Origin of the sequence: Geodermatophilus sp. Leaf369 (genome assembly GCF_001424455.1) — a bacterium.
In the GTDB taxonomy this organism is placed as follows: Bacteria; Actinomycetota; Actinomycetes; order Mycobacteriales; family Geodermatophilaceae; genus Klenkia.
In genome coordinates this window covers 1-20,589 of sequence record NZ_LMQA01000004.1, presented here as the reverse complement: position 1 = coordinate 20,589, position 20,589 = coordinate 1, and the positions used below count along the sequence as shown (strand labels likewise).

The 20,589-nt window shown below is 74.9% G+C and carries 21 protein-coding genes and 1 riboswitch; of the genes, 11 read left to right on the top strand and 10 right to left on the bottom strand.

The window, feature by feature from the left end; genetic code table 11:
• Position 1: 1 nt before the first annotated feature.
• The 4 genes from ASG36_RS16455 to ASG36_RS16440 are packed head-to-tail and all read right to left on the bottom strand — an operon-like array spanning position 2 to position 3,165.
• Positions 2-361 carry a hypothetical protein gene (locus tag ASG36_RS16455; RefSeq protein ID WP_055766419.1) on the bottom strand — a complete coding sequence of 120 codons (360 nt, stop codon included), beginning with the start codon at positions 359-361 and terminating at the stop codon, positions 2-4.
• Positions 358-1,221 (bottom strand): extradiol ring-cleavage dioxygenase, encoded by an 864-nt coding sequence (locus ASG36_RS16450; RefSeq protein WP_055766416.1) that lies wholly within the window; start codon positions 1,219-1,221, stop codon positions 358-360. Before ASG36_RS16450 ends, ASG36_RS16455 begins: the two co-directional genes overlap by 4 nt.
• Positions 1,214-2,026 carry a citryl-CoA lyase gene (locus ASG36_RS16445; protein ID WP_055766414.1) on the bottom strand — a complete coding sequence of 271 codons (813 nt, stop codon included), beginning with the start codon at positions 2,024-2,026 and terminating at the stop codon, positions 1,214-1,216. Before ASG36_RS16445 ends, ASG36_RS16450 begins: the two co-directional genes overlap by 8 nt.
• On the bottom strand, positions 2,023-3,165 hold the full coding sequence (locus ASG36_RS16440) for a CaiB/BaiF CoA-transferase family protein (RefSeq protein ID WP_055766410.1): 1,143 nt from the start codon (positions 3,163-3,165) through the stop codon (positions 2,023-2,025). The genes ASG36_RS16445 and ASG36_RS16440 overlap by 4 nt, the downstream gene beginning before the upstream one ends.
• A 205-nt stretch (positions 3,166-3,370) precedes the next feature.
• Between ASG36_RS16440 and ASG36_RS16435 the strand changes: the two genes are divergently transcribed.
• The 5 genes from ASG36_RS16435 (at position 3,371) to ASG36_RS16415 (ending at position 8,714) form a co-directional block, all read left to right on the top strand.
• On the top strand, positions 3,371-4,825 hold the full coding sequence (locus ASG36_RS16435; RefSeq protein WP_055766407.1) for an amidohydrolase family protein: 1,455 nt from the start codon (positions 3,371-3,373) through the stop codon (positions 4,823-4,825).
• Positions 4,825-5,646: an IclR family transcriptional regulator C-terminal domain-containing protein gene (locus ASG36_RS16430; protein WP_055766404.1), complete on the top strand. Its 822-nt coding sequence runs from the start codon at positions 4,825-4,827 to the stop codon at positions 5,644-5,646. The genes ASG36_RS16435 and ASG36_RS16430 overlap by 1 nt, the downstream gene beginning before the upstream one ends.
• Positions 5,647-5,689: 43 nt before the next feature.
• The gene (locus tag ASG36_RS16425; protein WP_055766402.1) at positions 5,690-6,436 is read left to right on the top strand and encodes a hypothetical protein; all 747 of its coding nucleotides are present in this window, start codon (positions 5,690-5,692) and stop codon (positions 6,434-6,436) included.
• Between the two features lie 110 nt (positions 6,437-6,546).
• On the top strand, positions 6,547-7,497 hold the full coding sequence (locus tag ASG36_RS16420) for a glucosyl-3-phosphoglycerate synthase (RefSeq protein WP_055766398.1): 951 nt from the start codon (positions 6,547-6,549) through the stop codon (positions 7,495-7,497).
• Positions 7,494-8,714, top strand: a complete 1,221-nt coding sequence (locus ASG36_RS16415; RefSeq protein ID WP_055766395.1) for a glycosyltransferase — start codon at positions 7,494-7,496, stop codon at positions 8,712-8,714. Before ASG36_RS16420 ends, ASG36_RS16415 begins: the two co-directional genes overlap by 4 nt.
• On the opposite strand, the gene ASG36_RS16410 is transcribed toward ASG36_RS16415, so the two are convergent.
• From ASG36_RS16410 to ASG36_RS16400, 3 genes are all read right to left on the bottom strand, one after another.
• Positions 8,659-9,741, bottom strand: a complete 1,083-nt coding sequence (locus ASG36_RS16410; protein WP_055766392.1) for a zinc-binding alcohol dehydrogenase — start codon at positions 9,739-9,741, stop codon at positions 8,659-8,661. The genes ASG36_RS16415 and ASG36_RS16410 overlap by 56 nt on opposite strands.
• The gene (locus tag ASG36_RS16405) at positions 9,738-10,691 is read right to left on the bottom strand and encodes a Gfo/Idh/MocA family protein (protein WP_055766389.1); all 954 of its coding nucleotides are present in this window, start codon (positions 10,689-10,691) and stop codon (positions 9,738-9,740) included. Before ASG36_RS16405 ends, ASG36_RS16410 begins: the two co-directional genes overlap by 4 nt.
• Before the next feature lie 82 nt (positions 10,692-10,773).
• Positions 10,774-11,799, bottom strand: coding sequence for a LacI family DNA-binding transcriptional regulator (locus tag ASG36_RS16400; protein ID WP_082523225.1), 1,026 nt, complete (start codon positions 11,797-11,799; stop codon positions 10,774-10,776).
• A 94-nt stretch (positions 11,800-11,893) separates the two neighbouring features.
• Here ASG36_RS16400 and ASG36_RS16395 point away from each other — a divergent pair, with 94 nt between their 5' ends.
• Positions 11,894-12,814: an aldose 1-epimerase family protein gene (locus tag ASG36_RS16395; RefSeq protein WP_055766386.1), complete on the top strand. Its 921-nt coding sequence runs from the start codon at positions 11,894-11,896 to the stop codon at positions 12,812-12,814.
• On the opposite strand, the gene ASG36_RS16390 is transcribed toward ASG36_RS16395, so the two are convergent.
• Positions 12,804-14,174 (bottom strand): carboxylesterase family protein, encoded by a 1,371-nt coding sequence (locus ASG36_RS16390; protein WP_200944531.1) that lies wholly within the window; start codon positions 14,172-14,174, stop codon positions 12,804-12,806. The two genes, ASG36_RS16395 and ASG36_RS16390, sit on opposite strands and share 11 nt — an antisense overlap.
• Before the next feature lie 250 nt (positions 14,175-14,424).
• Between ASG36_RS16390 and ASG36_RS16385 the strand changes: the two genes are divergently transcribed.
• From ASG36_RS16385 to ASG36_RS22015, 3 genes are all read left to right on the top strand, one after another.
• A complete protein-coding gene (locus tag ASG36_RS16385) occupies positions 14,425-15,588 on the top strand; it encodes an RNA polymerase sigma factor (protein ID WP_235495148.1) in 1,164 nt (387 codons plus the stop codon).
• 67 nt (positions 15,589-15,655) lie between these two features.
• A complete protein-coding gene (locus tag ASG36_RS16380) occupies positions 15,656-16,255 on the top strand; it encodes a pentapeptide repeat-containing protein (RefSeq protein ID WP_157498875.1) in 600 nt (199 codons plus the stop codon).
• A gap of 115 nt (positions 16,256-16,370) precedes the next feature.
• A riboswitch (cyclic di-AMP (ydaO/yuaA leader) is annotated at positions 16,371-16,523 on the top strand.
• 24 nt (positions 16,524-16,547) lie between these two features.
• Positions 16,548-17,450 (top strand): hypothetical protein, encoded by a 903-nt coding sequence (locus ASG36_RS22015; protein ID WP_235495146.1) that lies wholly within the window; start codon positions 16,548-16,550, stop codon positions 17,448-17,450.
• Between the two features lie 51 nt (positions 17,451-17,501).
• Here the strand turns inward: ASG36_RS22015 and ASG36_RS16370 are convergent, their stop codons facing one another.
• Both ASG36_RS16370 and ASG36_RS16365 read right to left on the bottom strand, forming a co-directional pair.
• Positions 17,502-17,873 (bottom strand): hypothetical protein, encoded by a 372-nt coding sequence (locus ASG36_RS16370; protein ID WP_055766380.1) that lies wholly within the window; start codon positions 17,871-17,873, stop codon positions 17,502-17,504.
• 65 nt (positions 17,874-17,938) lie between these two features.
• Positions 17,939-19,402 carry a YdiU family protein gene (locus tag ASG36_RS16365; RefSeq protein ID WP_055766377.1) on the bottom strand — a complete coding sequence of 488 codons (1,464 nt, stop codon included), beginning with the start codon at positions 19,400-19,402 and terminating at the stop codon, positions 17,939-17,941.
• Positions 19,403-19,485: 83 nt separating this feature from the next.
• On the opposite strand from ASG36_RS16365, the gene ASG36_RS16360 reads away from it, so the two are divergent.
• Both ASG36_RS16360 and ASG36_RS16355 read left to right on the top strand, forming a co-directional pair.
• On the top strand, positions 19,486-19,932 hold the full coding sequence (locus ASG36_RS16360) for a hypothetical protein (protein ID WP_055766374.1): 447 nt from the start codon (positions 19,486-19,488) through the stop codon (positions 19,930-19,932).
• 132 nt (positions 19,933-20,064) lie between these two features.
• The coding region (locus tag ASG36_RS16355) for a DUF222 domain-containing protein (RefSeq protein WP_157498873.1) at positions 20,065-20,589 on the top strand (525 nt) is incomplete at its 3' end.

Genomic DNA, 20,589 nt, shown 5'->3' with positions numbered 1-20,589 from the left:
GCTACGTGGAGATGTCCGGGTAGGGCTGGGTCACGTGGTCCAGCGCCCGCGCGTACGCCAGCTGGTACTCCATCGGCCCGTGGTCCCGCTCGAAGAGGGCGATGAACAGGGTGAGCGTCAGGAACGGGTGCGCACCCATCGCGAACAGCGCCACGTGGTCGTGCTCGCGGAGCGCCCGCCGCTCCTCCTCGTCGAAGGCCAGCCAGGTCGTCTTCTCGTGGGGGATGCAGTTGAACAGCGAGCCGGCCAACTCAGCCTCCCACCAGGCCACCAGCTCGACCGGGTCCTCCCGGTAGCGCTCGGTGAGCTCGGGGTCGCGGTCGACGGAGAACAGGAACTTGTCCAACAGGTACTTGCTCATCGCGGGTCGCCTCCCGGGTACCAGGTGAAGTAGGCCTCCATGGTGTGGAACAGGTCCACCGTCTCCACGAAGTCGGCCGCCACGCCCTCGCCGGCCACGCCCATCATCAGCATGAAGTCCATGAACCCGTGGGTGGCGTTGCCGGGCGCGTGCAGGGACTCCAGCGACACCTCGGCCAGGCAGCCGGCCACGTCGCCGGTGGCGATCCAGTCCACCGCGCGCCGGTCGAACACGGGGTCCGGGCCGGTGGGCCCGAACTGACGCGGGCCGCCGAGCTCCAGGGACAGGTGACCGGTCCCGATGATCGCGACCCGCAGGTCGGACTCCCACGACTCGACCATCTCCCGGATCGCCTTCCCCAGCGCCACGAACCGGCGGGGCTGGGGGAGCGGCGGGGCGAAGATGTTGGTGTAGACCGGCACGATCGGCAGGTCGGCCTCGGGCCGCAGCGTGATGATCGGGCAGGTGATGCTGTGGTCGATCCGCAGCTCGTTGGAGAACGCCAGGTCGAAGTCTCGGTCCAGCCCGTCGCGCAGCAGGTGCGCGGCGAGGTCCTCCTGCCCGACCAGCCGCATCTTCGGCAGCCCGAACTCGCGCTCCTCGTTGTGGAAGTTGGCGTCGAAGAACGGCGCCTTGCCCACCAGGAACTGCGGCATGTTGTCCAGCCACAGCTGGTGGAAGTGGTCGCTGCCCACCATCACCAGCACGTCGGGCCGGGCCGCGGTCAGCGTCTCCCGGAACGACTCGATCTTCGCGATCCACTCCGCCGCGAACGGCGGCCGCTCCTCGACCGGCATGGTCGAGGTGCGGTAGTAGAACGGGTGGTGGGTGGAGGCGATGACGGCGCAGACCTCAGCCACGGGGGCCCCTCTCGTACGGGTCGGGTGCGACGGACCGGTTGTTCAGGTCCACGGACAGGAAGACGTCGTTGGCCACCGGGTGCCGCAGCTCCTCGGCCAGCTGACCGATGAGCCCGGCGGTGCGGGCCAGCAGGGCGAACCCGCGCAGCAGCTCCAGCGGCAGCCCGAGGTCGGCCAGGGCCGCCCCGCAGACGCCGGCGCCGTTGAGCGGCAGGGTCTTGCCGAGCACCTGGGAGTGCACCCGGCCGATGGCGGTGAACAGCGCCAGGTGCGGGCCGAACACGCCCTCCTCGGTGGCGATCTCGATCAGCCGCGGGGTGCGCGGGTCGCCGTCCTTGTGCACGTGGTGCCCCAGGCCCGGCACGAACCGCTTCGCTTCCCGCTCGCGCTGCACGGTGGCCAGCGCGAGGGCGTCCCAGCCGGCGTCGTCGGTGGGCAGGGAGTCCTGGGCGACCAGGACGTCGTCCAGGAACCGTCCGCAGTCCTCGGTGACGCCCAGGAACCGGGAGCCGCCACCCAACAGGCCGGCAGCCAGTGCGCCCTGCACGGAGTCCGGGGCCGAGAGGTAGGTCAGCCGGGTGACGATCGCCGTGGGGGTGAACCCGTGGTCGGCCAGCGCCGCCAGCACCGCCTCGAAGACCCGGGTCTCCCCGGACGTGGGCTTGCGCTGGGTGGCCAGCCAGAACGCCAGCTCGCCGAAGCCGACCGAGCCCATCACGTCGCGGGCCAGGTCCTGCCCGAGGAGGGTGATCGAGTCCCGGCTGGAGGCGCCGAGCGCCGTCTCGTACCTGCGCGGCTCGGTCACGACTGCAACCAGGTGCGGATCTCGTCGCCGTGCTCGTCCAGGCCGGGTGGGGGGAGCCGGTAGGACGCCGCGGTGGCCGAGAAGGTGATCGGGTTGCGGATCGAGGGCACGCCACCCACCTGGACGACGGGGTCCAGCCCGACCTCCTCGGCGAAGGCGACGCCCTGGTCGACGGTGTTGATCGGCCCGCACGGCACGCCGGCGGCGATGATTTCCCGGAACCACTCCTGCTTGCCCTTGCGGGAGAGCTGCTCGACCAGCAGCGGCCGCAGCTCGTCGCGGTTGGCGGTGCGGTCCTCGTTGCGGGCGAAGCGGGGGTCGTCGGCGAGCTCGGGGACGCCGAGCACCTCGACGAGCTTGCGGAACTGGCCGTTGTTGCCGGCGGTGATGATCAGTTCGCCGTCGGCACACTGCAGCGGCTCGTAGGGGAACAGCGAGGGGTGGCTGTTGCCCATCCGGAAGGGCACCTGGCCCCCGGCGACCGCGGCCGAGGTCTGGTTGACCATCCCGGACAGCGCCGAGGCCAGCAGGTTGACCTCCACGTGCTGGCCCACCCCGGTCTCGTGTCGCAGGTTCAGCGCGGACAGGACGCCGATGGTGGCGTGCAGCCCGGCCATCACGTCGAAGACGGCGACGCCGGCCCGGTAGGGCTCGCCGTCGGTGGGGCCGGTCAGGGACATGAGCCCGGAGATGGCCTGCACGATCAGGTCGTAGCCGGGCAGTGCTGCACCACCCGGGCCGCTGCCGAAGCCGCTGATCGAGGCGTAGACCACGCGGGGGTTGGTGGCGGCCACGGTGTCGTAGTCCAGGCCGAAGCGGGCCAGCCCGCCGGGCTTGAAGTTCTCCACCACGACGTCGGCGCGGCGGGCGAGCTCGCGGGCCGCGGCGTTGTCGGTCTCGTCCTTGAGGTCCAGGGCGACCGAGCGCTTGTTCCGGTTGACGCCCAGGTAGTAGGTGGCCACGCCGTCCCGCACGGGCGGCGCCCAGGTGCGGGTGTCGTCGCCGCCGGGGCCCTCGACCTTGACCACCTCGGCGCCCAGGTCGGCCAGCAGCATGGTCGCGTAGGGCCCGGCCAGGATGCGGGAGAAGTCCGCGACCAGCAGGCCGGCCAGCGGGCCGGTGGGGTTCGGTTCAGCCATCGGCTCGGTGCGCTCCTCGGGTGATGCGGACACCTGTCCGGTGTGATCGGTGCCGCAGTCTCACCACGCGCGCACACCCGTGTCAACCGCCGCCGCGCCCTCTTGACAGGTGGCGCCGGTCACGCCCACAGTGGCGGCGCCGGACCGGTGACCGTGCAGCGGACAGACGTCCGCACACCACCCGGCAGTCCAGGAGGCGACGTCGATGTCCACCCCCGAGCCCGGCCGCCCGATCGTCCTCCGTGGCGGGACGGTCCTCACGATGGACGACGCGCACACCGTGCTCACCCGCGGCGACGTGCTCGTCGTCGGTGACCGGATCGCCGCCGTCGGCACCGACCTCGACGTCCCCGAGGGCACGCAGGAGGTCGACGCCACCGGCGGGATCGTCATGCCCGGGATGATCGACACCCACCGGCACATGTGGCAGACCGCGATGCGCGGCTACGGCGCCGACTGGTCCCTCACCCAGTACTTCGTCTGGTACTACCTCGAGCACGGGAAGACCTTCCGCCCGGAGGACGTGCACGCCGGCAACCTGCTGTCGGCCTGGGAGGGCCTGGAGGCCGGCGTCACCACGACGGTCGACTGGAGCCACGGGCTGCAGACCGTCGACCACGCCGAGGCCGCCGCCGACGCGCTCCTCGCCGTCCCCGGCCGGTTCGTGCTGGCCTACGGCAACATCCAGGCCGGGCCCTGGGAGTGGACCGCCGACCCCGCCGTCCAGGCGTTCCTGACCCGCCGGCGGGACGAGGGCAAGCTCGGCCTTCAGCTGGCCTTCGACGTCACCGGCGACCCGGCCTTCCCGGAGAAGGCGGCCTTCGAGGTCGCCCGCGAGCTCGGCCTGCCGGTCACCACGCACGCCGGTGTCTGGGGCGCCACCAGCGACGCCAGCATCCAGCTCATGCACGACGGCGGGTTCATGACCCCGGAGACCGTCTACGTGCACGCGGCCTCGCTGTCCACCGACAGCTACCACCGGATCGCGGCCACCGGCGGGTCCATCTCGGTCTCCACCGAGTCCGAGCAGAGCGCCGGGCAGGGCTACCCGCCCACCTGGCAGGTGCGCCAGCACCACATCCCGGTGTCGCTGTCGATGGACACCAGCGTGTGGTGGTCGGCCGACCTGTTCTCCGCGATGCGCACCACGCTGGGCGCCGACCGCTCGCGCGAGCACCTGGAGGCCCACGTCGAGGGGAACACCGTCACCCAGCTGAGCCTGCGCGCCGAGCAGGTCGTGGACTGGGCGACCCGCGGCGGGGCGAAGGCCCTGGGCCGCGACGACCTGGGCACCCTGGCGCCCGGGATGAAGGCCGACGTCGTGCTGCTCAAGAACGAGGACTCCCCGGTGTCCTTCCCGGTCCTCAACCCCTACGGCCACGTGGCCTTCCAGGCCCAGCGCGGCGACGTGCACACCGTGCTGGTCGACGGCCGCGTGGTGAAGAGCGACGGGAAGCTGGTGGGCGCCGACCTGCGCGCGGTCCGCTCCCAGGTGGACGCCACCGTCGAGCACCTCCGGACGACGATGGGCGAGGAGACCTGGCAGGCCGGCATGAACCCGGCCATGCCCGAGGCCGGCGCCGCCGTGCTGGACAACCCGTACACCTACACGGAGTACAAGTCCGAGGACACGCACGGCGCCCGCGGCAGCCTCTTCTGATGGCCGGGCGGGGGACCGGGCCGGACTTCGTCGAGGCGCTGGCCCGCGGGCTGGACGTGCTGGCCTGCTTCGGCCCGGACCGCCCGGCGATGACCCTCAGCGAGGTGGCCGCCGCGGCCGACCTGGCCCGGCCCACCGCCCGCCGGCTGCTGCTCACCCTCGAGGAGCTGGGGTACGTCCGCACCCGGGACGGCACGCACACGCTGACCCCCCGGGTGCTCGACCTGGGCATGGCCTACGTCGGGGCGCTGGGGCTGTGGGACATCGCCCGCCCGCACCTGGAGTCTCTGGTCGCCCGCACCGGTGAGTCCTCCTCGATGGCCCAGCTCGACGGCAGCGACATCGTCTACGTCGCCCGGGTCGCGGTGCCCAAGCTGATCACCCTGCGGGTCGACATCGGCACCCGTTTCCCGGCCGCACAGACCTCGCAGGGCAAGGTGCTGCTCGCCGCGCTGGACCCCGACGAGCTGGCCGCCGTCCTCGCCGAGCCCAGCCGGTCGGGGCTGCCCCCCTACATCGGCCGGACGGCGACCCAGCTGGCCGACGAGCTGGTCGAGGTGCGGGCCCGCGGCTGGGCGCTGGCCGACGAGGAGCTGGCCCCCGGGGTGCGCTCGGTCGCCGTCCCGGTGCGGGACGGGACGGGGGCGGTGCGGGCTGCGGCCAACGTCACCGTGCACGCCGCGGAGACCTCCCGGGACGTGCTGCTCGCCGAGCACCTGCCGGCCCTGCTGCGGACGGCGGGGGAGATCAGCGGGGAGTGGGCCACCTGGCAGCGCCGCCCGTACGCGGAGCTGGCCGCCCGGCGCGCCGAACCCGCCTGATCCCGGCGACCCGTTGCGGTCCCGGATGGGACACCATGGGTCCATGATCGACCGGGACCCCGCCATCGCCGCCGTCTCCGCCCAGCTGTCCTCGGTGCGGCTGGCCGAGCAGACCCTCCCGGAGCTGCTGCAGCGCATCGCCGAGGCCGCCCGGGACGTCGTCCCCGGGGCGGTCGAGGCCTCGGTGCTGGTCGTCGGGGAGGACGGCGAGACCGTGCTCGGACGCACCGGCACCGTGTCCGAGCAGCTGTCGGAGGACCTGGTCGGCCCGATCCACCCGCGGCGGATCGAGTCGGCGCGGATCGAGATGGTCACCGAGGTCCCCGACATGCACGCCGAGACCCGGTGGCCGCCGTTCGCGGCCAGGGCCGTCGAGCTCGGGATGCTCAGCTGGTTGGCGCTGCCGGTCCCCGGTCCGCTGCGCGGGGCCCGCGCCACCCTGGACGTCTACAGCAGCCGTCCCTCGGGCCTGGGGTCCGCCGGGCGGGCGGCCGCGGAGGCCCTGGTGCGCGAGGTCAGCGTGCCGCTGGCCAACATGCACGCCCTGCACGAGTGCCAGCGGGCCCAGGTCGCGATGCAGGCGACGATGGCGCGGGAGACCCTGCTGGCCCGGGCGCACGGGGTGCTGGTGGGCCGCTTCGGGCTGTCGGTCGAGCAGGCCCGCGACGCGGTGGCCACCCGTGCCAGCGCCACCCGCACCCCGGTCGACGACCTGGCCACGCTCCTGGTCGCCGACGCCGAGCGGGGCGACTTCAGCGACGCCGACCGGTACCGGCCGCCGGCAGGGTGACCTCCCCGGCACCGGCACGAGGTGTGCGGCCGGTCCTCAGCGGGCACTCCGGTAGTTCACGGGCAACCGTCCCGGCTCCTGCCGCGACCTGACGACAGGGGGTCCCGCGCATGCGCGCAGACGTCCAGCAGTTCCTGACCCAGCGCACCACCCGCACCGCCGACCACGACCCGCAGCGCCTGCTGGCCGCCAAGCAGGCCTCGGGGACGACGGTCAGCGTCGTGCTCCCCGCCAAGGACGAGGAGCGCACCGTCGGCCCCATCGTGGAGACGCTGCTGCGGGCCTGGACCCGCGACGTCCCGCTCGTCGACGAGCTCGTCGTGATGGACAGCAACTCCACCGACGCCACCTCCGCCGTCGCCGCGGCGGCCGGCGCCCGGGTGGTGCACGTCGAGGACGTGCTGCCGCACCTGGGCTCGGTGCCCGGCAAGGGCGAGGCGTTGTGGAAGTCCCTGGCCTGCACCACCGGTGACCTCGTGGTCTTCCTGGACGCCGACCTCGTCGACGTCGACCCCGGCTTCGTGCTGGGGCTGCTCGGCCCGCTGCTCACCGACCCCGGGGTCGGCTTCGTCAAGGGCTTCTACGACCGGCCGCTGGCCACCACCGAGGGCCTCGTGCCCACCGGGGGCGGCCGGGTCACCGAGCTGCTCGCCAGGCCGCTGCTGAACGCGCTGTGGCCCGACCTGGCCGGCGTCGTGCAGCCGCTGGGCGGGGAGTACGCCGGACGCCGCTCGCTGCTGGAGCGGGTGCCGTTCGTCTCCGGCTACGGCGTGGAGTTCGGCCTGCTGGTCGACCTGACCCGGCTGGCCGGGATCGAGGCCCTGGCCCAGGTGGACCTCGGCGTCCGCCGGCACGGCCACCAGAGCGACGCGGCGCTGGGCCGGATGGCCGGTCAGGTGCTGCAGACCGCGCTGGCCCGGCTGCCCGGCGGCGGGCCGACGACGACCGACCAGCTGCTGCAGTTCGTGCGCACCGGGGAGGACGTCGAGGCCGTCGGGTGGGACGTCGCGGTCAGCGAGCGCCCGCCGATGGCGCAGGTGCTGGCCCGGTCCACCCGATGAGGGTCCTGATGGACGCCGGGCCCTGGCTGCCGGTGCCCCCGGTCGGGTACGGCGGGCTGGAGAACGTCGTGGCCACGCTGACCGACGAGCTGCGGGCCCGCGGGCACGAGGTCGTGTTGGTGACCGTGGGGGAGTCCACGCTGGCCGCCGAGGAGCGGGTGTGGGCGTTCCCCACCGGCCAGTTCGCCCGGCTCGCCGGCAGCTACCCCTCGGTGGTGGGGGTCGCGCACGCCCACGCCCAGGTCGTCCTGGACACCCTGACCCGGTACGCCGCCGCCGGCACCCCCTTCGACGTCGTGCACACCCACCTGGAGGTCGTCGGCCCCGCGGTCCTCGCCGCGCTGGGCCCGTCCGCCCCGCCGGTCGTGCACACCCTGCACTGGGACCTGCACCGCAACCCGGACTTCTACGAGCAGTTCGACGGCCACGGCCGGGTCTCCTACGTCGGGGTCTCGGCCAGCCAGCTCGACCGCGGCCCCGAGCGGCTCAAGGCCCAGGCGCTGGGCTTCGTGCCGCTGGCCGTGCCGCTGCCGGAGGTCCCGCCGCTCCCGGCAGGCGTGCGCGCACCGCACGCGCTCCTGCTGGCCCGGCTGACCGCCAGCAAGGGCGCCGACACCGCGATCGCCGCGTGCGCCGCGGCCGGGGTGCCGCTGGTGCTGGCCGGCCCGGTCGGCGGGCTGCCCGACGCGGCCGCCCTCGACGCCGCCCTGGCCGACCCCGAGCACCGGGCGCACGACAACGCCGACGTGGCCTGGTTCTGCCAGCACGTCCGCCCGCACCTGGACGGCGACCGGGTCCGCTGGTTGGGCAGCGTGGCCGGTGCGGAGAAGGCCGAGCTGATCCGCACCGCCCGGGTGTCGCTGTTCCCGATCGACTGGGAGGAGCCCGGCGGCACCGCGGTGTGCGAGTCGCTGGCCGCCGGCACCCCGGTGGTCGCGATGGCCCGCGGCTGCCTGCCGACCCTCGTCGAGCACGGCGTGACCGGCTTCCTGGCCACCGACCTCGACGGCTTCGTCGACGGGCTGCGCCGGGTCGAGGAGATCGACCCGGGGCAGTGCGCCGCGGTGGCCCGGGAGCGGTTCGCCCCGGCCGTGATGGCCGGGGCCTACGAGCGGCTCTACGAGCGGGTGCTGGGCCGGGCCGGCACCCAGACCCGGCCGCTCACCGTGCCGGGCCCTCGAACACCACCGTCAGGGCGTGCCGTCTCCGCGCACTGAGGTCGGCGAACACCTGGGGGGCCGTCTCCAGCGGGACGACGTCGGTGACCAGGGTGTCGCGCACCAGCGGCCCGTGGTCGGCGAGCAGGTCCAGCGTCGCGGTGGACAGCCGGCGACGGTCCCACAGGTGGGCCAGGCCGCGGGGCACCCGGCCGATCTGCGCGCAGACCAGCGAGAGCCCGTTGTGGTGGAACTCCTCGCCCAGCCGGACGTCGTCGGCCCCGCCGACGTAGAAGGCCAGGTCGACGACGGTGCCCTGCGGGCGCAGGCAGCGCAGCGCGGTGGCCAGCGCCGCCGCGGTGCCCCGGCACTGGAAGACCACGTCGGCCCCGCGGTCGCCGGCGGCGTGCCGCCAGCGGGTCTTGAGGTCCCGGGCCAGGTCGGGGGTGTCGTCCAGCGCCCGCAGCCCGAGGGCCTCGGCGGCCGCCCGGCGCTCCGGGGTGGGGTCGACCACGACCACCTCGGCGGCACCGTGCACCCGGGCCAGCAGCCCGACCAGCAGCCCGATCGCGCCGCCGCCGGTGACCAGCACCATCCGGCCCCGGACGCCGTCGGCCAGCTCCCGGCCGCCGACGTCGGCCGCGGCGTGCAGCAGCCCGTTGACGCAGATCGGTCCGAGGTGGGCGACGTACACGCCCAGCAGCGGGTCGAGGTCGGCCGGCAGCGGGACGACGTTCTGGCCCAGCGGGTCGCCGTGCACCACGGTGGAGTGCCCGTAGGCCATGGCGACCAGGTCCCCGGGGGCGACCGCGGGGGTGCGGGTGTCGGTGACCCGGGCGACCTCCATGTAGCCCAGCCGCCGCACCGGGAAGGACTGCGCCGGCTTCTCCGGCTCGAACAGGCCGACGTCGGCGTCCCAGCCGGCAGCGAAGTAGGGGCTGGTGCCGCGGTACCAGGTCAGCTCCGTGCCCGCGGACAGCCCGGTGTGGACGGTCTCGGCGCGGAACAGCCCGTCGGCGAGCTCGGGCTCCGCGGTCTCCTCCCACGCGAGCTCGCCCGCGCGGGGCACCACCAGGGTGCTGATCACGGCGCGACCCGGACGACGGCGCCGGTCCGGGTGGACTCGGCCAGCGCCCACGCCAGCCGGTGGGTGCGCAGGGCCTCGGCGACGTCCACCAGCCCGGGGGCGGCGGGCTTCCCGGCCAGCACGTCGACGAAGGCCCGGTCGACGGCGTCCCGGGCGTCCACGGTGGGCTCGGTCCGCTCGTCCACCGTGCGGCCGCGCACGCTCAGGGTGGTCTCGGTCAGCGACACCACCAGGTCGTCGGCGACGACGTCCAGCCCTGCGGCGGTGAGCACCGGGAGCACGCAGGAGGTGCTCACCGAGCCGACCGCGCCGGACTCCATCCGCAGCACCGCGGCGGTCGCGTCGGGCACGTCCCGGCCGTCCCGGGTGGAGGCCGCCGAGCCGCCGACCACCTCGGTGACCTCGCCGGCCACCAGCCGGACCAGGTCCAGCACGTGGGTCGCCTGCTCCACCAGCTGACCGCCCGAGCGCGAGCTGTCGCTCCACCAGGCCGGCGGGGGGGTGGTGCCCCACCAGCGGGCGTGCACCAGTCGGGGTGTGGTGCCGGCCAGCGCCTCGCGGGCCGCGGTGACGGTGTCCATGTGCCGCCAGTGGTAGCCGGTCGCCGTCGGCAGCCCGGCCTCGGCGACCAGGGCCGCGACGGACTCGGCGACGGCGAGGTCGGCGGCGATCGGCTTCTCGACGAAGAACGGCAGCCCGGCGGCGACGACGCGGCGTTCGAGCTCGCCGTGCGCGAAGGGGGGCACGCAGAGCCAGACGCCGTCCAGGCCGGCGGACAGCAGCTCGTCGATGCTGCGGACGGCGACGCCGAGGTCACCGGCCAGCGCGGTCGCGGCGTCCGGGGCGGGGTCGGCGATGCCGACCAGCTCGACGTCGTCGAAGGAGGCGAGCACCCGGGCGTGCCGGGCGCCGACGCCGCCGGCGCCGATCAGGCCCACGCGGGCCGTCACGAGGGCAGGCCGGTGGTGGGGGAGGTCGTGAGGGGCATGGGGAGACCGTTCCCCACCGCGGCCCGGCGCGCACCCCAGGACCTCAGGTCGGGGGCGCCGCGGTGGACGCGCGCCGGACCAGGTGCACCGGGACGACGACGGTGGTGCCGGCCGGCGCGCGGGCCGGGTCCTCGATGCGTGCGACGAGCAGGTCGACGCACCGGCGGCCGAGCTCGGGGAAGTCCTGGTGCACCGTCGTCAGCGGCGGGTGCAGGTACGCGGCCTCGGGGACGTCGTCGAAGCCGACCACGCTCACGTCGCCGGGCACGTCGACCCCGGCCTCGGCCAGCGCGCGCAGCACCCCGAGGGCCATGTGGTCGTTGGCCACGACCAGCCCGGTGACCTCCGGCCAGCGCTGCAGGAGCTCCCGGCCGGCCGCGTAGCCCGAGCGTGCGCTCCAGTCCCCGGGCAGCGGCTCCCGCACGGTCAGCCCGGCGCCGGTCATCGCCTGCTGCCACCCCTCGAGCCGGGCGGCGGCCTCCCACCAGTCCGCCCGGCCCCGCAGGTGCGCGATCTCGGTGTGCCCGAGCCCGATCAGGTGGCCGGTGGCGAGCAGGGCGCCGTCCACCTGGTCGGCGACGACCGAGGGCACCCCGGGGGCGGCCCCGCCCTCGACCGCGACGGCCGGCAGGTCCGGCGGCAGCCCGGCCATCACGCGGACCGCCGCGGCCTGCGGGGCCAGCACGACCACACCGGTCACCGACTGGGCGAGCAGCCGGTCGACGGCGTCGGCGAAGGCCTGCTCGTCGGGATCGGGCAGGGTCACCACCTGCACCTCGTACCCCCGGGCGCGGGCTGCCTGCTCGAGGCTGGACAGCGTGCTGGCCGGCCCGTAGAGCGTGGTGTCGAACGCGATGACGCCGATCGTGTCGGACTGCCGGCGGGCCAGTGCCCGCGCGGTGAGGTTCCGCCGGTAGCCCAGCTCGGCCATCGCGGCCAGCACCCGCTGCCGGGTCTCCGCCCGCACGTAGGGGTGGTCGTTGAGCACCCGGGAGACGGTCTGGTGGGAGACACCGGCCAGCGCGGCGACGTCGGCCATCACCGCAGGGCGCGAGGGCCGCTCGCCCATGCCGACCTCCCGCCCGCACCCGGGCCGCCGCCGGTGCTCGTGGTGGCATGGTGCACCGTCCCGCCCGTCCGACCGGCACCCAGGAGCGCACCGCATGTCTGCACCGAACCCCAGCGGCACCCAGCACGAGCTCGCGCTCGGCGACGTCGCCGCGGTGGTCACCGAGGTCGGCGGCGGCCTGCGCGAGCTGACCGTCGCCGGCCGGCACCTCGTGCAGGGCTTCGACGCCGCCGAGCCCCGGCCGCACTACCGCGGGTCGGTGCTCGCCCCCTGGCCGAACCGGGTGGCCGACGGCCGCTACGTCGAGGGCGGGGTGACCCGGCAGCTGGCGCTCACCGAGCCCGACCGGGGCAACGCCCTGCACGGGCTGGCCTGCTGGCTGCCCTGGCAGCTGCTGGACCGCACCGCCTCCGCCGTCCGGCTCGGGGTGCGCGTCTGGCCGCAGCAGGGCTGGGCGCACGTGCTGGACCTCGTCGTCGGCTACGAGCTCACGCCGACCGGGCTGCGCTGGTCCCTGTCGGGCACCAACGCCGGGACGACGCCGGCCCCCTGGGGCAGCTCGGTGCACCCCTACGTGCGTGCCGGGGCGGGCCGGGTCGACGACTGGGAGCTCGAGCTGGACGCCGACCGGGTGCTGACCGTGGACGACGTCCGGCTGCTGCCCACGGGGCTGGTGCCGGTGGAGGGCACCGACCTGGACTTCCGCCGTCCCCGCTCGCTGCGCGGGCTGGAGGTGGACCACGCCTACACCGGGCTGGCCGCCACCGACCGGGCCACCGCGACCGTGTGGGCACCGGAGGGCACCGGGGTGGCCGTGCACTGGTCGCCGGCCGAGATGCCCTGGGTGCAGGTGCACACCGCCGACCGCCCCGACCCCGAGGACGACCGGGTGGGCCTGGCGGTCGAGCCGATGACCTGCCCGCCGGACGCGTTCAGCTCCGGCACCGACCTGGTGGTGCTGGCCCCCGGGGAGACGCACGCGACCAGCTGGGAGATCGAGGCGCTCAGCCGCTGACCCGCTCGACGGTGAGCAGGCCCGGGTGCCGCCCGACCGGCACCTCGCCGGTACGGGCGAACCCGGCCCACAGCGCCCGCAGCGCCCGGCCCTGCCGGTCGACCTCCGCCCAGGGGGCTCCATCGACGAGCGGCACACCGGTCCAGGTGTCCCGGTCGCCGAACAGCAGCGGCAGCTCCACGGTGTGCGCGCCGGCCCACGGGTTGCCCGGCGGACCCCAGTCCAGGACGTAGTGGAACGCCCTGCCCCCGGCGGAGGCGTGCCGACGGGCGAACACCCGGGACGCCGCGCCGTAGACCCGGCGGGTCAGCAGCCCGACCACCCCGCGCAGCACCAGCGGACCCAGCACCGGGACCCGGGACAGCGCCACCAGCGGCGGCAGGGCGCCGGTGAACAGCGCCACCTCCCGGTCGGTGTGCCCGATCAGCACGTCGACGCCGGGGGCCACCGCCCGCCAGGCGTCGTCCACCTCGTCCTCGGCGGGCAGCGGGGCGTGCCCGTACCGGGTGCCGAAGGGCATGGTGGCCCGCAGTCCGGCCCGGCGGGCGGCGGCCGCGACCGCCGGCTGCGCGGCGACGGCGTCCTCCACCGGGGTGTCGACGTCGACGAGCTCGCGGGCCCGGGCGGCCATCGCGTCGCCCATCGCCGCCCGGCCGCGGGAGATGCCCAACGGGGCGCTCTGGGCGATCACCCGGGCCACCAGCCCCCGGGAGCCGGCGGCGACCAGCAGGTGCGCAGCGGCGTCGCCCCCCGCCGAGTGCCCCCAGACGGTGACGTTCCCGGGGTCGCCGCCGAAGCCGGTGACCGCCCGCTGCACCCACCGCAGCGCCTCCAGCTGGTCGAGCAGGCCCAGGTTGGCCGGGCGGTCCCCGCCGTCCCCGACGAAGCCGAGCACCCCGAGCCGGTACGTCACCGCCACGACCACCACCCGCTGCTCGCACACCATCGCGGTCGGGTCGTACACCGGGAGGTCGCCGGCGCCGGACACGTAGGACCCGCCGTGCAGCCACACCAGCACCGGCAGGTCCTCGCCGGGGACGACGTCGGCGGGGGCGGTCACCGACAGCCGCAGACAGTCCTCGTCGGCCCCGAGGCCGGCGGACAGGCCGGGCAGCACCTGGTCCAGCAGCGGCACCGGCAGCTGCGGGCAGGCGGGCGCGGGCCGGGTCGCGTCGAGCGGCGTGGTCGACGGCGGCTCGGCGACCGGTGCCTGGAAGCGCCCGGCCCGGGCGTACCGGATGCCCGTCGCCCGGAGCACGGCACCGTCCCGCCGGGCCCGCACCGGACCGACCGGGGTGTCGACGACGTGCAGCTCAGCGGCCTGCTGGTCCGGCCCGGTGTCCTGGTGCGGGGAGCTCACGACGGGGCACCCTACGAGCCCCGTCGGCCCCGTCGCACAGTCCGGACACAGGTGTCCACGGGGACGGAAGTGGTTGCATCGTCGAACTCCGGCCCGGAGCGGACTACCATGTCCAGTGAGTCAGGAACGGCGATGCCGCTCCCGCCCCCCACTCCAGCTCCGGCGGTACCCACCGCCCTGCCCGGCCGGCCCCTCCGCGCAGACGCCCCGCGTCGTCGCGATGCCGCATGTTCTGAACGAGAGAGGCGAGATGACCCAGACCGTCGTCGACGAGAACACCCCCGAGACCGCTCCCGCTCCCACCGCGGGTCGAGCCGGAGCCCGCCTGGCGGGCGACCACGTCGAGGCCGTCCAGATCGCCCCCACGGAGACCGACGAGGACACCGACTCGACGGACACCCCGGAGGAGGAGGACAAGAACGCCGCTCCCGCCGGGTCCTTCGAGTGGGACGAGGAGGAGTCGCTCGCGCTGCAGAAGGCGCGCAAGGACGCCGCGATGGCGACCTCGACCGACGCCGTCCGCGCCTACCTCAAGCTGATCGGCCGCGTCGCGCTGCTGACCGCCGAGCAGGAGGTGGACCTGGCCCGCCGGATCGAGGCCGGGCTCTACGCCACCCACAAGCTGGCCGACACCGACACCAAGGTGTCCACGACCATGCGGCGCGACCTGAACTGGATCATCCGGGACGGCGAGCGCGCCAAGAACCACCTGCTCGAGGCCAACCTGCGCCTCGTGGTCTCCCTCGCCAAGCGGTACACCGGCCGCGGCATGGCCTTCCTGGACCTGATCCAGGAGGGCAACCTGGGCCTGATCCGCGCGGTGGAGAAGTTCGACTACACCAAGGGCTTCAAGTTCTCGACCTACGCGACGTGGTGGATCCGCCAGGCGATCACCCGCGCGATGGCCGACCAGGCCCGCACCATCCGCATCCCGGTGCACATGGTCGAGGTCATCAACAAGCTGGGCCGCATACAGCGCGAGATGCTCCAGGAGCTGGGCCGCGAGCCCACCCCGGAGGAGCTGGCCAAGGAGATGGACATCACCCCGGACAAGGTGCTGGAGATCCAGCAGTACGCCCGGGAGCCCATCTCGCTGGACCAGACCATCGGCGACGAGGGCGACAGCCAGCTCGGTGACTTCATCGAGGACTCCGAGGCCGTCGTGGCCGTGGACGCCGTCAGCTACGGCTTCATGCAGGAGCAGCTCACCGGGGTCCTGCAGACCCTGTCCGAGCGCGAGGCCGGCGTCGTCCGGCTGCGCTTCGGCCTCACCGACGGCCAGCCGCGCACGCTGGACGAGATCGGTCAGGTCTACGGCGTGACGCGTGAGCGGATCCGCCAGATCGAGTCCAAGACGATGTCCAAGCTGCGCCACCCCAGCCGCTCGCAGGTCCTGCGCGACTACCTCGACTGAGCAGTTGGCACCTCGCACCACCCGCTCCGGCACCACCGGCCCGAAGGCGCCGGTGGTGCCGTCGCGTGTGGGCACCGTCGACCTGGCCGACGTCGACCTCGAGCAGCTGGTCACCGGCGTCTCGGTGCGCGGGGACGCCGACGAGCTGCACGCCGAGGACGTCGAGGTCGTCGCGGCCCGGTTCGCCGACCTGCGGCTGATCGGGGGCCGGCTGGGCCGGGCCCGGTTCACCGACCTGGAGGTCGAGGCCTGCGACCTCTCCGGGCTGGACCTGGGCGAGGCGCAGTGGCAGCGGGTCGCGGTCGGGGAGAGCCGGCTCGCCGGGGTGTCGCTGGCCGGCGCCGGGCTGCGCGACGTGGCGTTCACGCAGGTGCGCGGCGCCCGTCTCGACGCCCGGTTCGCCACCCTGCGGGCGGTCCGGTTCACCGGCTGCGACCTCACCGAGGCCGATCTCACCGCCGCCTCCCTCGACGGCGTGGAGTTCGTCGACTGCCGGCTCGCCCAGGCCCGGTTCGCCCAGGCCACCCTGGTGCGCACCTCGTTCACCGGCTGCGACCTCTCGGCCGTGCAGGGCGTCACCGGGCTGCGGGACGGCGTCGTGGACGCAGCGACCCTGACGACGCTGGCGCCCGCGCTGGCCGCGGCGGCGGGCATCGCCGTCCGCTGACGTCGTGCGCGAGCACCGTCACCTGACGAAAACGCGCGTCGGCATTGGCAGGAGCCGGTGCCCCGGCTACCGTGGCCGGGTCCGACCGACCGTCACGTCCCCACCCGGGGAGCCCGGTCGGACGCCGCTGAGTCGCCTTCGGGCGAGCCGGGGACCCACCGATCCACTGGGGTGAATCCCGCGCTCCGGACCTCCGTCCGGTGTGCAGGTAGGGCTGCTTCCGCCCGAACCCGTCAGCTGACCTGGTAGGCGGCACGTCGGAAGACACCTGCCCCACGGAGCCACCGCACCCATGGAACCCTGCTCCACCTCGAGCACCACCCGCACGGGATCGACCGCCTCCGGGCGTGGTCGCGCCACCGGCACCGCGTTCCGGATCGCCGCCCTCCGCCGCCGCCCGAGCCTGTACCTCGGCGTCGTCGCTGCCGGCGCGCTGATCGCCAACGTCGTGCTCTCCTCCGCTCCGGCCGAGCAGGCCGACGCGTCGGCCGCCGCCTCCCAGCCGGCCAGCGTCGCCCAGCAGCTGGGCCTCAGCGCCGACCCCGCCTCGCTGGACACCGAGCGCAGCATCGCCGCCCTCCAGGACATGGCCGCCAGCCGCAGCACCCGCGAGGACCAGCAGACCGCCGCGCAGCAGGTCCAGGCCGCCGCCGACCAGGCCGTGCTGGACGCGCAGGCCGCCGAGGCCGCAGCTGCCGCCGCTGCCCAGGCCGAAGCGGCCGCTGCCGCCGAGGCCGAGGCTGCTGCCGCCGCCGAGGCCGCCGCGTCGTCCCCGTCCTCGTCCTCCGCCGGGTCGGGCGCGGTCACCGCGTCCTCGTCGACCTCGGCCAGCTCGGTCGCCCGGATCTCCAACACCTCCGGCCCGGTGGCCTCCTCGGTGCGGGCCGCCGCCGACGCCGTGGTGAGCAACGTGCCCGGCGCCGGGAGCATCACCCTGGGCGGCACCCGGCCCAGCGCCACCGACCCCGGCGGCCACCCGTCGGGCAGGGCGCTGGACTACATGGTGATGACCGATCAGAGCCTCGGTGACGCGATCGTGGCCTACCACATCGCGCACTGGGACGAGCTCGGCGTGGACTACCTGATCTACGAGCAGCGCTACCTCGGGTCGCCCAACGGCTCCTGGTCGATGATGGAGGACCGCGGCGGCACGACCGCGAACCACTTCGACCACGTGCACGTGAACTACCGCTGACCCAGCGCGCCCCGGGCCCGTCCTCCTCGTGGGGGCGGGCCCGGCTGCGTCTCAGCGCACCACGTGCAGCGGGTACGGCGGTGGCGGGAGCGGTCTCCGCCGCGGGCCGGTGACCCGGTCGATCGCCCGCCGCCAGGCCGGACGGCGGCCCTCCAGAGCAGTGATCCGCTCCTCGAGGGCGACCAGCCCGACGGTGGGGGAGGGCGCGGCGCCCAGGTGCGCCAGCTCGGTGGACAGCGCCCCGATGAGCTGCGCGGTCGCCGCACCGGTCAGGTGCACCGTGCCCACGCAGGTGCTCTCCCGCCAGACGCTGAGGTTCACCACCCCGAGCTCGGGGTGGTGGGTGACCCGGACCCCGCGGCCCAGGCCGCGGCGGTCCAGCACCCAGCCACCGGGACGGTGGGTCTGCGGGGAGGCCGTCATGGGGGAACGGTCCTGGTCGGGGGCCCGTCCGTCAACCGCAGCAGCCCCACCGGCCTCGCCGGGGGTCAGGTGCCGCAGTAGGTGGTGTACGCGCCGAAGTCGGTCGGGGCCGGCTCGGTGTACCGCTCGTCCCCGGGCCGGACGTCGAACGGCGAGGTCACTGCAGCGACCAGCCGGGTGAACGGCTCGAGGTCGCCGTCGGTGGCTGCCACGAGGGCCTCCTCGACCAGGTGGTTGCGCGGGACGACCGCGGGGTTGACCCGGTCCATCGCGTCGGCGTCCGGACCGACAGCGCGCCAGCGGGCCAGCCACTCGTCGATCGCGGCCAGGTCGAGCACCAGCTCGCGCACCGGCTCCACGTCCCCGCGGGCGGCCTGCCCCAGGGCCCGGAAGAAGGTGGTGTGATCGGGGTGGGCGGCCTGGAGCAGCGCCTGGAGGTCTCGGACCAGCGGGCCGGCGACGTCGTCGGCCAGGCCGGCGGGCAGCCCGGTCTTGGCCCGCATGCGCCCGGCCCAGGCAGCCTCGTAGGCGGGCACGAACCGCTCCAGGGCGGGGACGGCCAGGGCGATCGCCTGCTCCTGGTCGGCGTGCAGCAGGGGGAGCAGTGCCTCGGCGAGCCGGGCCAGATTCCACTGCAGGACCAGCGGCTGGTTGCCGTACCGGTAGCGGCCGCCGGAGTCGATCGAGCTGAAGGAGGCGTCGGCGTCGTGGGCCTCCATGAACGCACACGGGCCGTAGTCGATGGTCTCGCCGGAGATCGTGGTGTTGTCGGTGTTCATCACCCCGTGCACGAAGCCCACGGCCATCCAGCTCGCGACCAGCTCGGCCTGCGCGGCGACGACGGCCTCGAAGAGCGCCAGGTACGGCTGCTCGGCGTCGGCGGCCTCCGGGTGGTGCCGGGCGATGGCGTGGTCGGCCAGCCGGCGCAGCAGGTCGACGTCGTCCAGGGCGCGGGCGTACTGGAAGCTGCCCACCCGCAGGTGGCTGCTGGCGACCCGGGTGAGCACGGCACCGGGCAGCATCGTCTCCCGGGCGACGTCCCGGCCGGTGGCGGTGACGGCCAGCGCGCGGGTGGTGGGGATCCCCAGGGCGTGCATGGCCTCGCTGACGACGTACTCGCGCAGCATCGGGCCGACCGCGGCCAGGCCGTCGCCGCCGCGGGCGACCGGGGTGCGCCCGGACCCCTTGAGGTGCAGGTCGCGGACGGTGCCGTCGGGGGTGGTGAGCTCGCCGAGCAGCAGCGCGCGACCGTCGCCCAGCCGCGGGCTGTAGTTGCCGAACTGGTGGCCGGCGTAGACCTGGGCGACCGGGGTCGCGCCCTCGGGCACCGCCAGGCCCAGCAGCAGCTCGACGCCGGCGGGGGTGCGCAGGGCGTCGGCGTCCAGGCCGAGCTCGGCGGCCAGCGCGTCGTTCAGCGCAAGCAGCCGGGGGGCGGGGGCCGCCTCGGCTTGCCAGGGCAGGGCCAGCTCGGGCAGCTCGCGGGCGAAGGAGGTCCCGAGGACGACGGTCGGGGACGGCGCGATGCTCACCCCTCGACGGTACGACCGCCCCCGGCGGACGGCGTCCTGTCACACCCCTGGGGCATGGTGGTGAGCGGACCCAGGGAGGCACCGTGCTCTTCGAACCGCGCGCCAGCGACCTCGACCTCGACGAGGTGGAGGCGGCGCTGCTCCGTGCCGCCGTCGGCGACTACGCCGCCGAGGCCGCCGTGCTCCTGCTGTCGGTGCACGGGCACTGGGTGCCCCAGCTGCGGGCGGCCGGCCTGGTCGACCTCACCGTGTACGAGGCCGACCCCGGCCAGGGCGAGCAGGTGTTCGCCGCCGTCGACTGGTCCCGGGTCGATCCCGCCCTCGCCGCCGGGCACGTCGCCGGTGACTCCGGGCAGCGCCGGGTGCTGCGCGCCGCGGAGTCCCTGGCCGAGGGGCGCCCGGTCGACCTGGCCGACCTCACCGGGGGCCTGGACCGGGGCGACCTCTCCCTGCTGCTCGCGGCCGTCGCGCACGCCGGCGGCAGCCACGGCTCGTCGGCCCCGCTGGTGCCCTGGCCGCCGCGCGGCTGAGCCTCGGTTGCCGGGCGCTGTCAAGGGCCCGGTCGCATCTGTGCACGAGCGCCTGAGCTGTGGATTCGCGTGTCCGAGCACTCCGCCTCGGGGTAGACTTCGAACACCTGATCGAACAGCCCGGGAGGTGTCGTGAGCGAACTGCGGTCGGCTCTGGACGCCCTCGCCGGTGACGATCTGCACTCGCTGGTGGCCGGTCAACTGCTCGATCGGACGGCGGAGATCGTGCAGTCGATCAACCGGCTCGACGCCGAGCTGACCCGCACCGTGCGGCACGCCGACGTGGTCGACGCCGCCGAGCACGACGGGCTGAGGACGATGGCGTCGCTGCTGCGCGGACACCACCACTGGTCGGCCGGTGCCGCCTCGGCGGTGGTGAGGGCCGGACGGGTGCTGGAGCACCTGCCGCGGCTGGAGGCGGCGTTCGCCGAGGGAGCGGTGACCGCGGCCCAGGTCGGTGTCGTGGCCGACGCGCTCAGGCCGTGTGACATCGCGGCGGCTGCCGAGCAGGACGTCGACCTCGATGCCTTCGACGAGGCCTGGACCGAGGTCGCACGCACGCTGCCGCACGCGAAGCTGGCGACGGCGGTGAACGCGTTCCGCAACGCCCTGGACCCTGACGGCCCGGAGCCGGACCCGACCGAGGAGCGTCGGTTC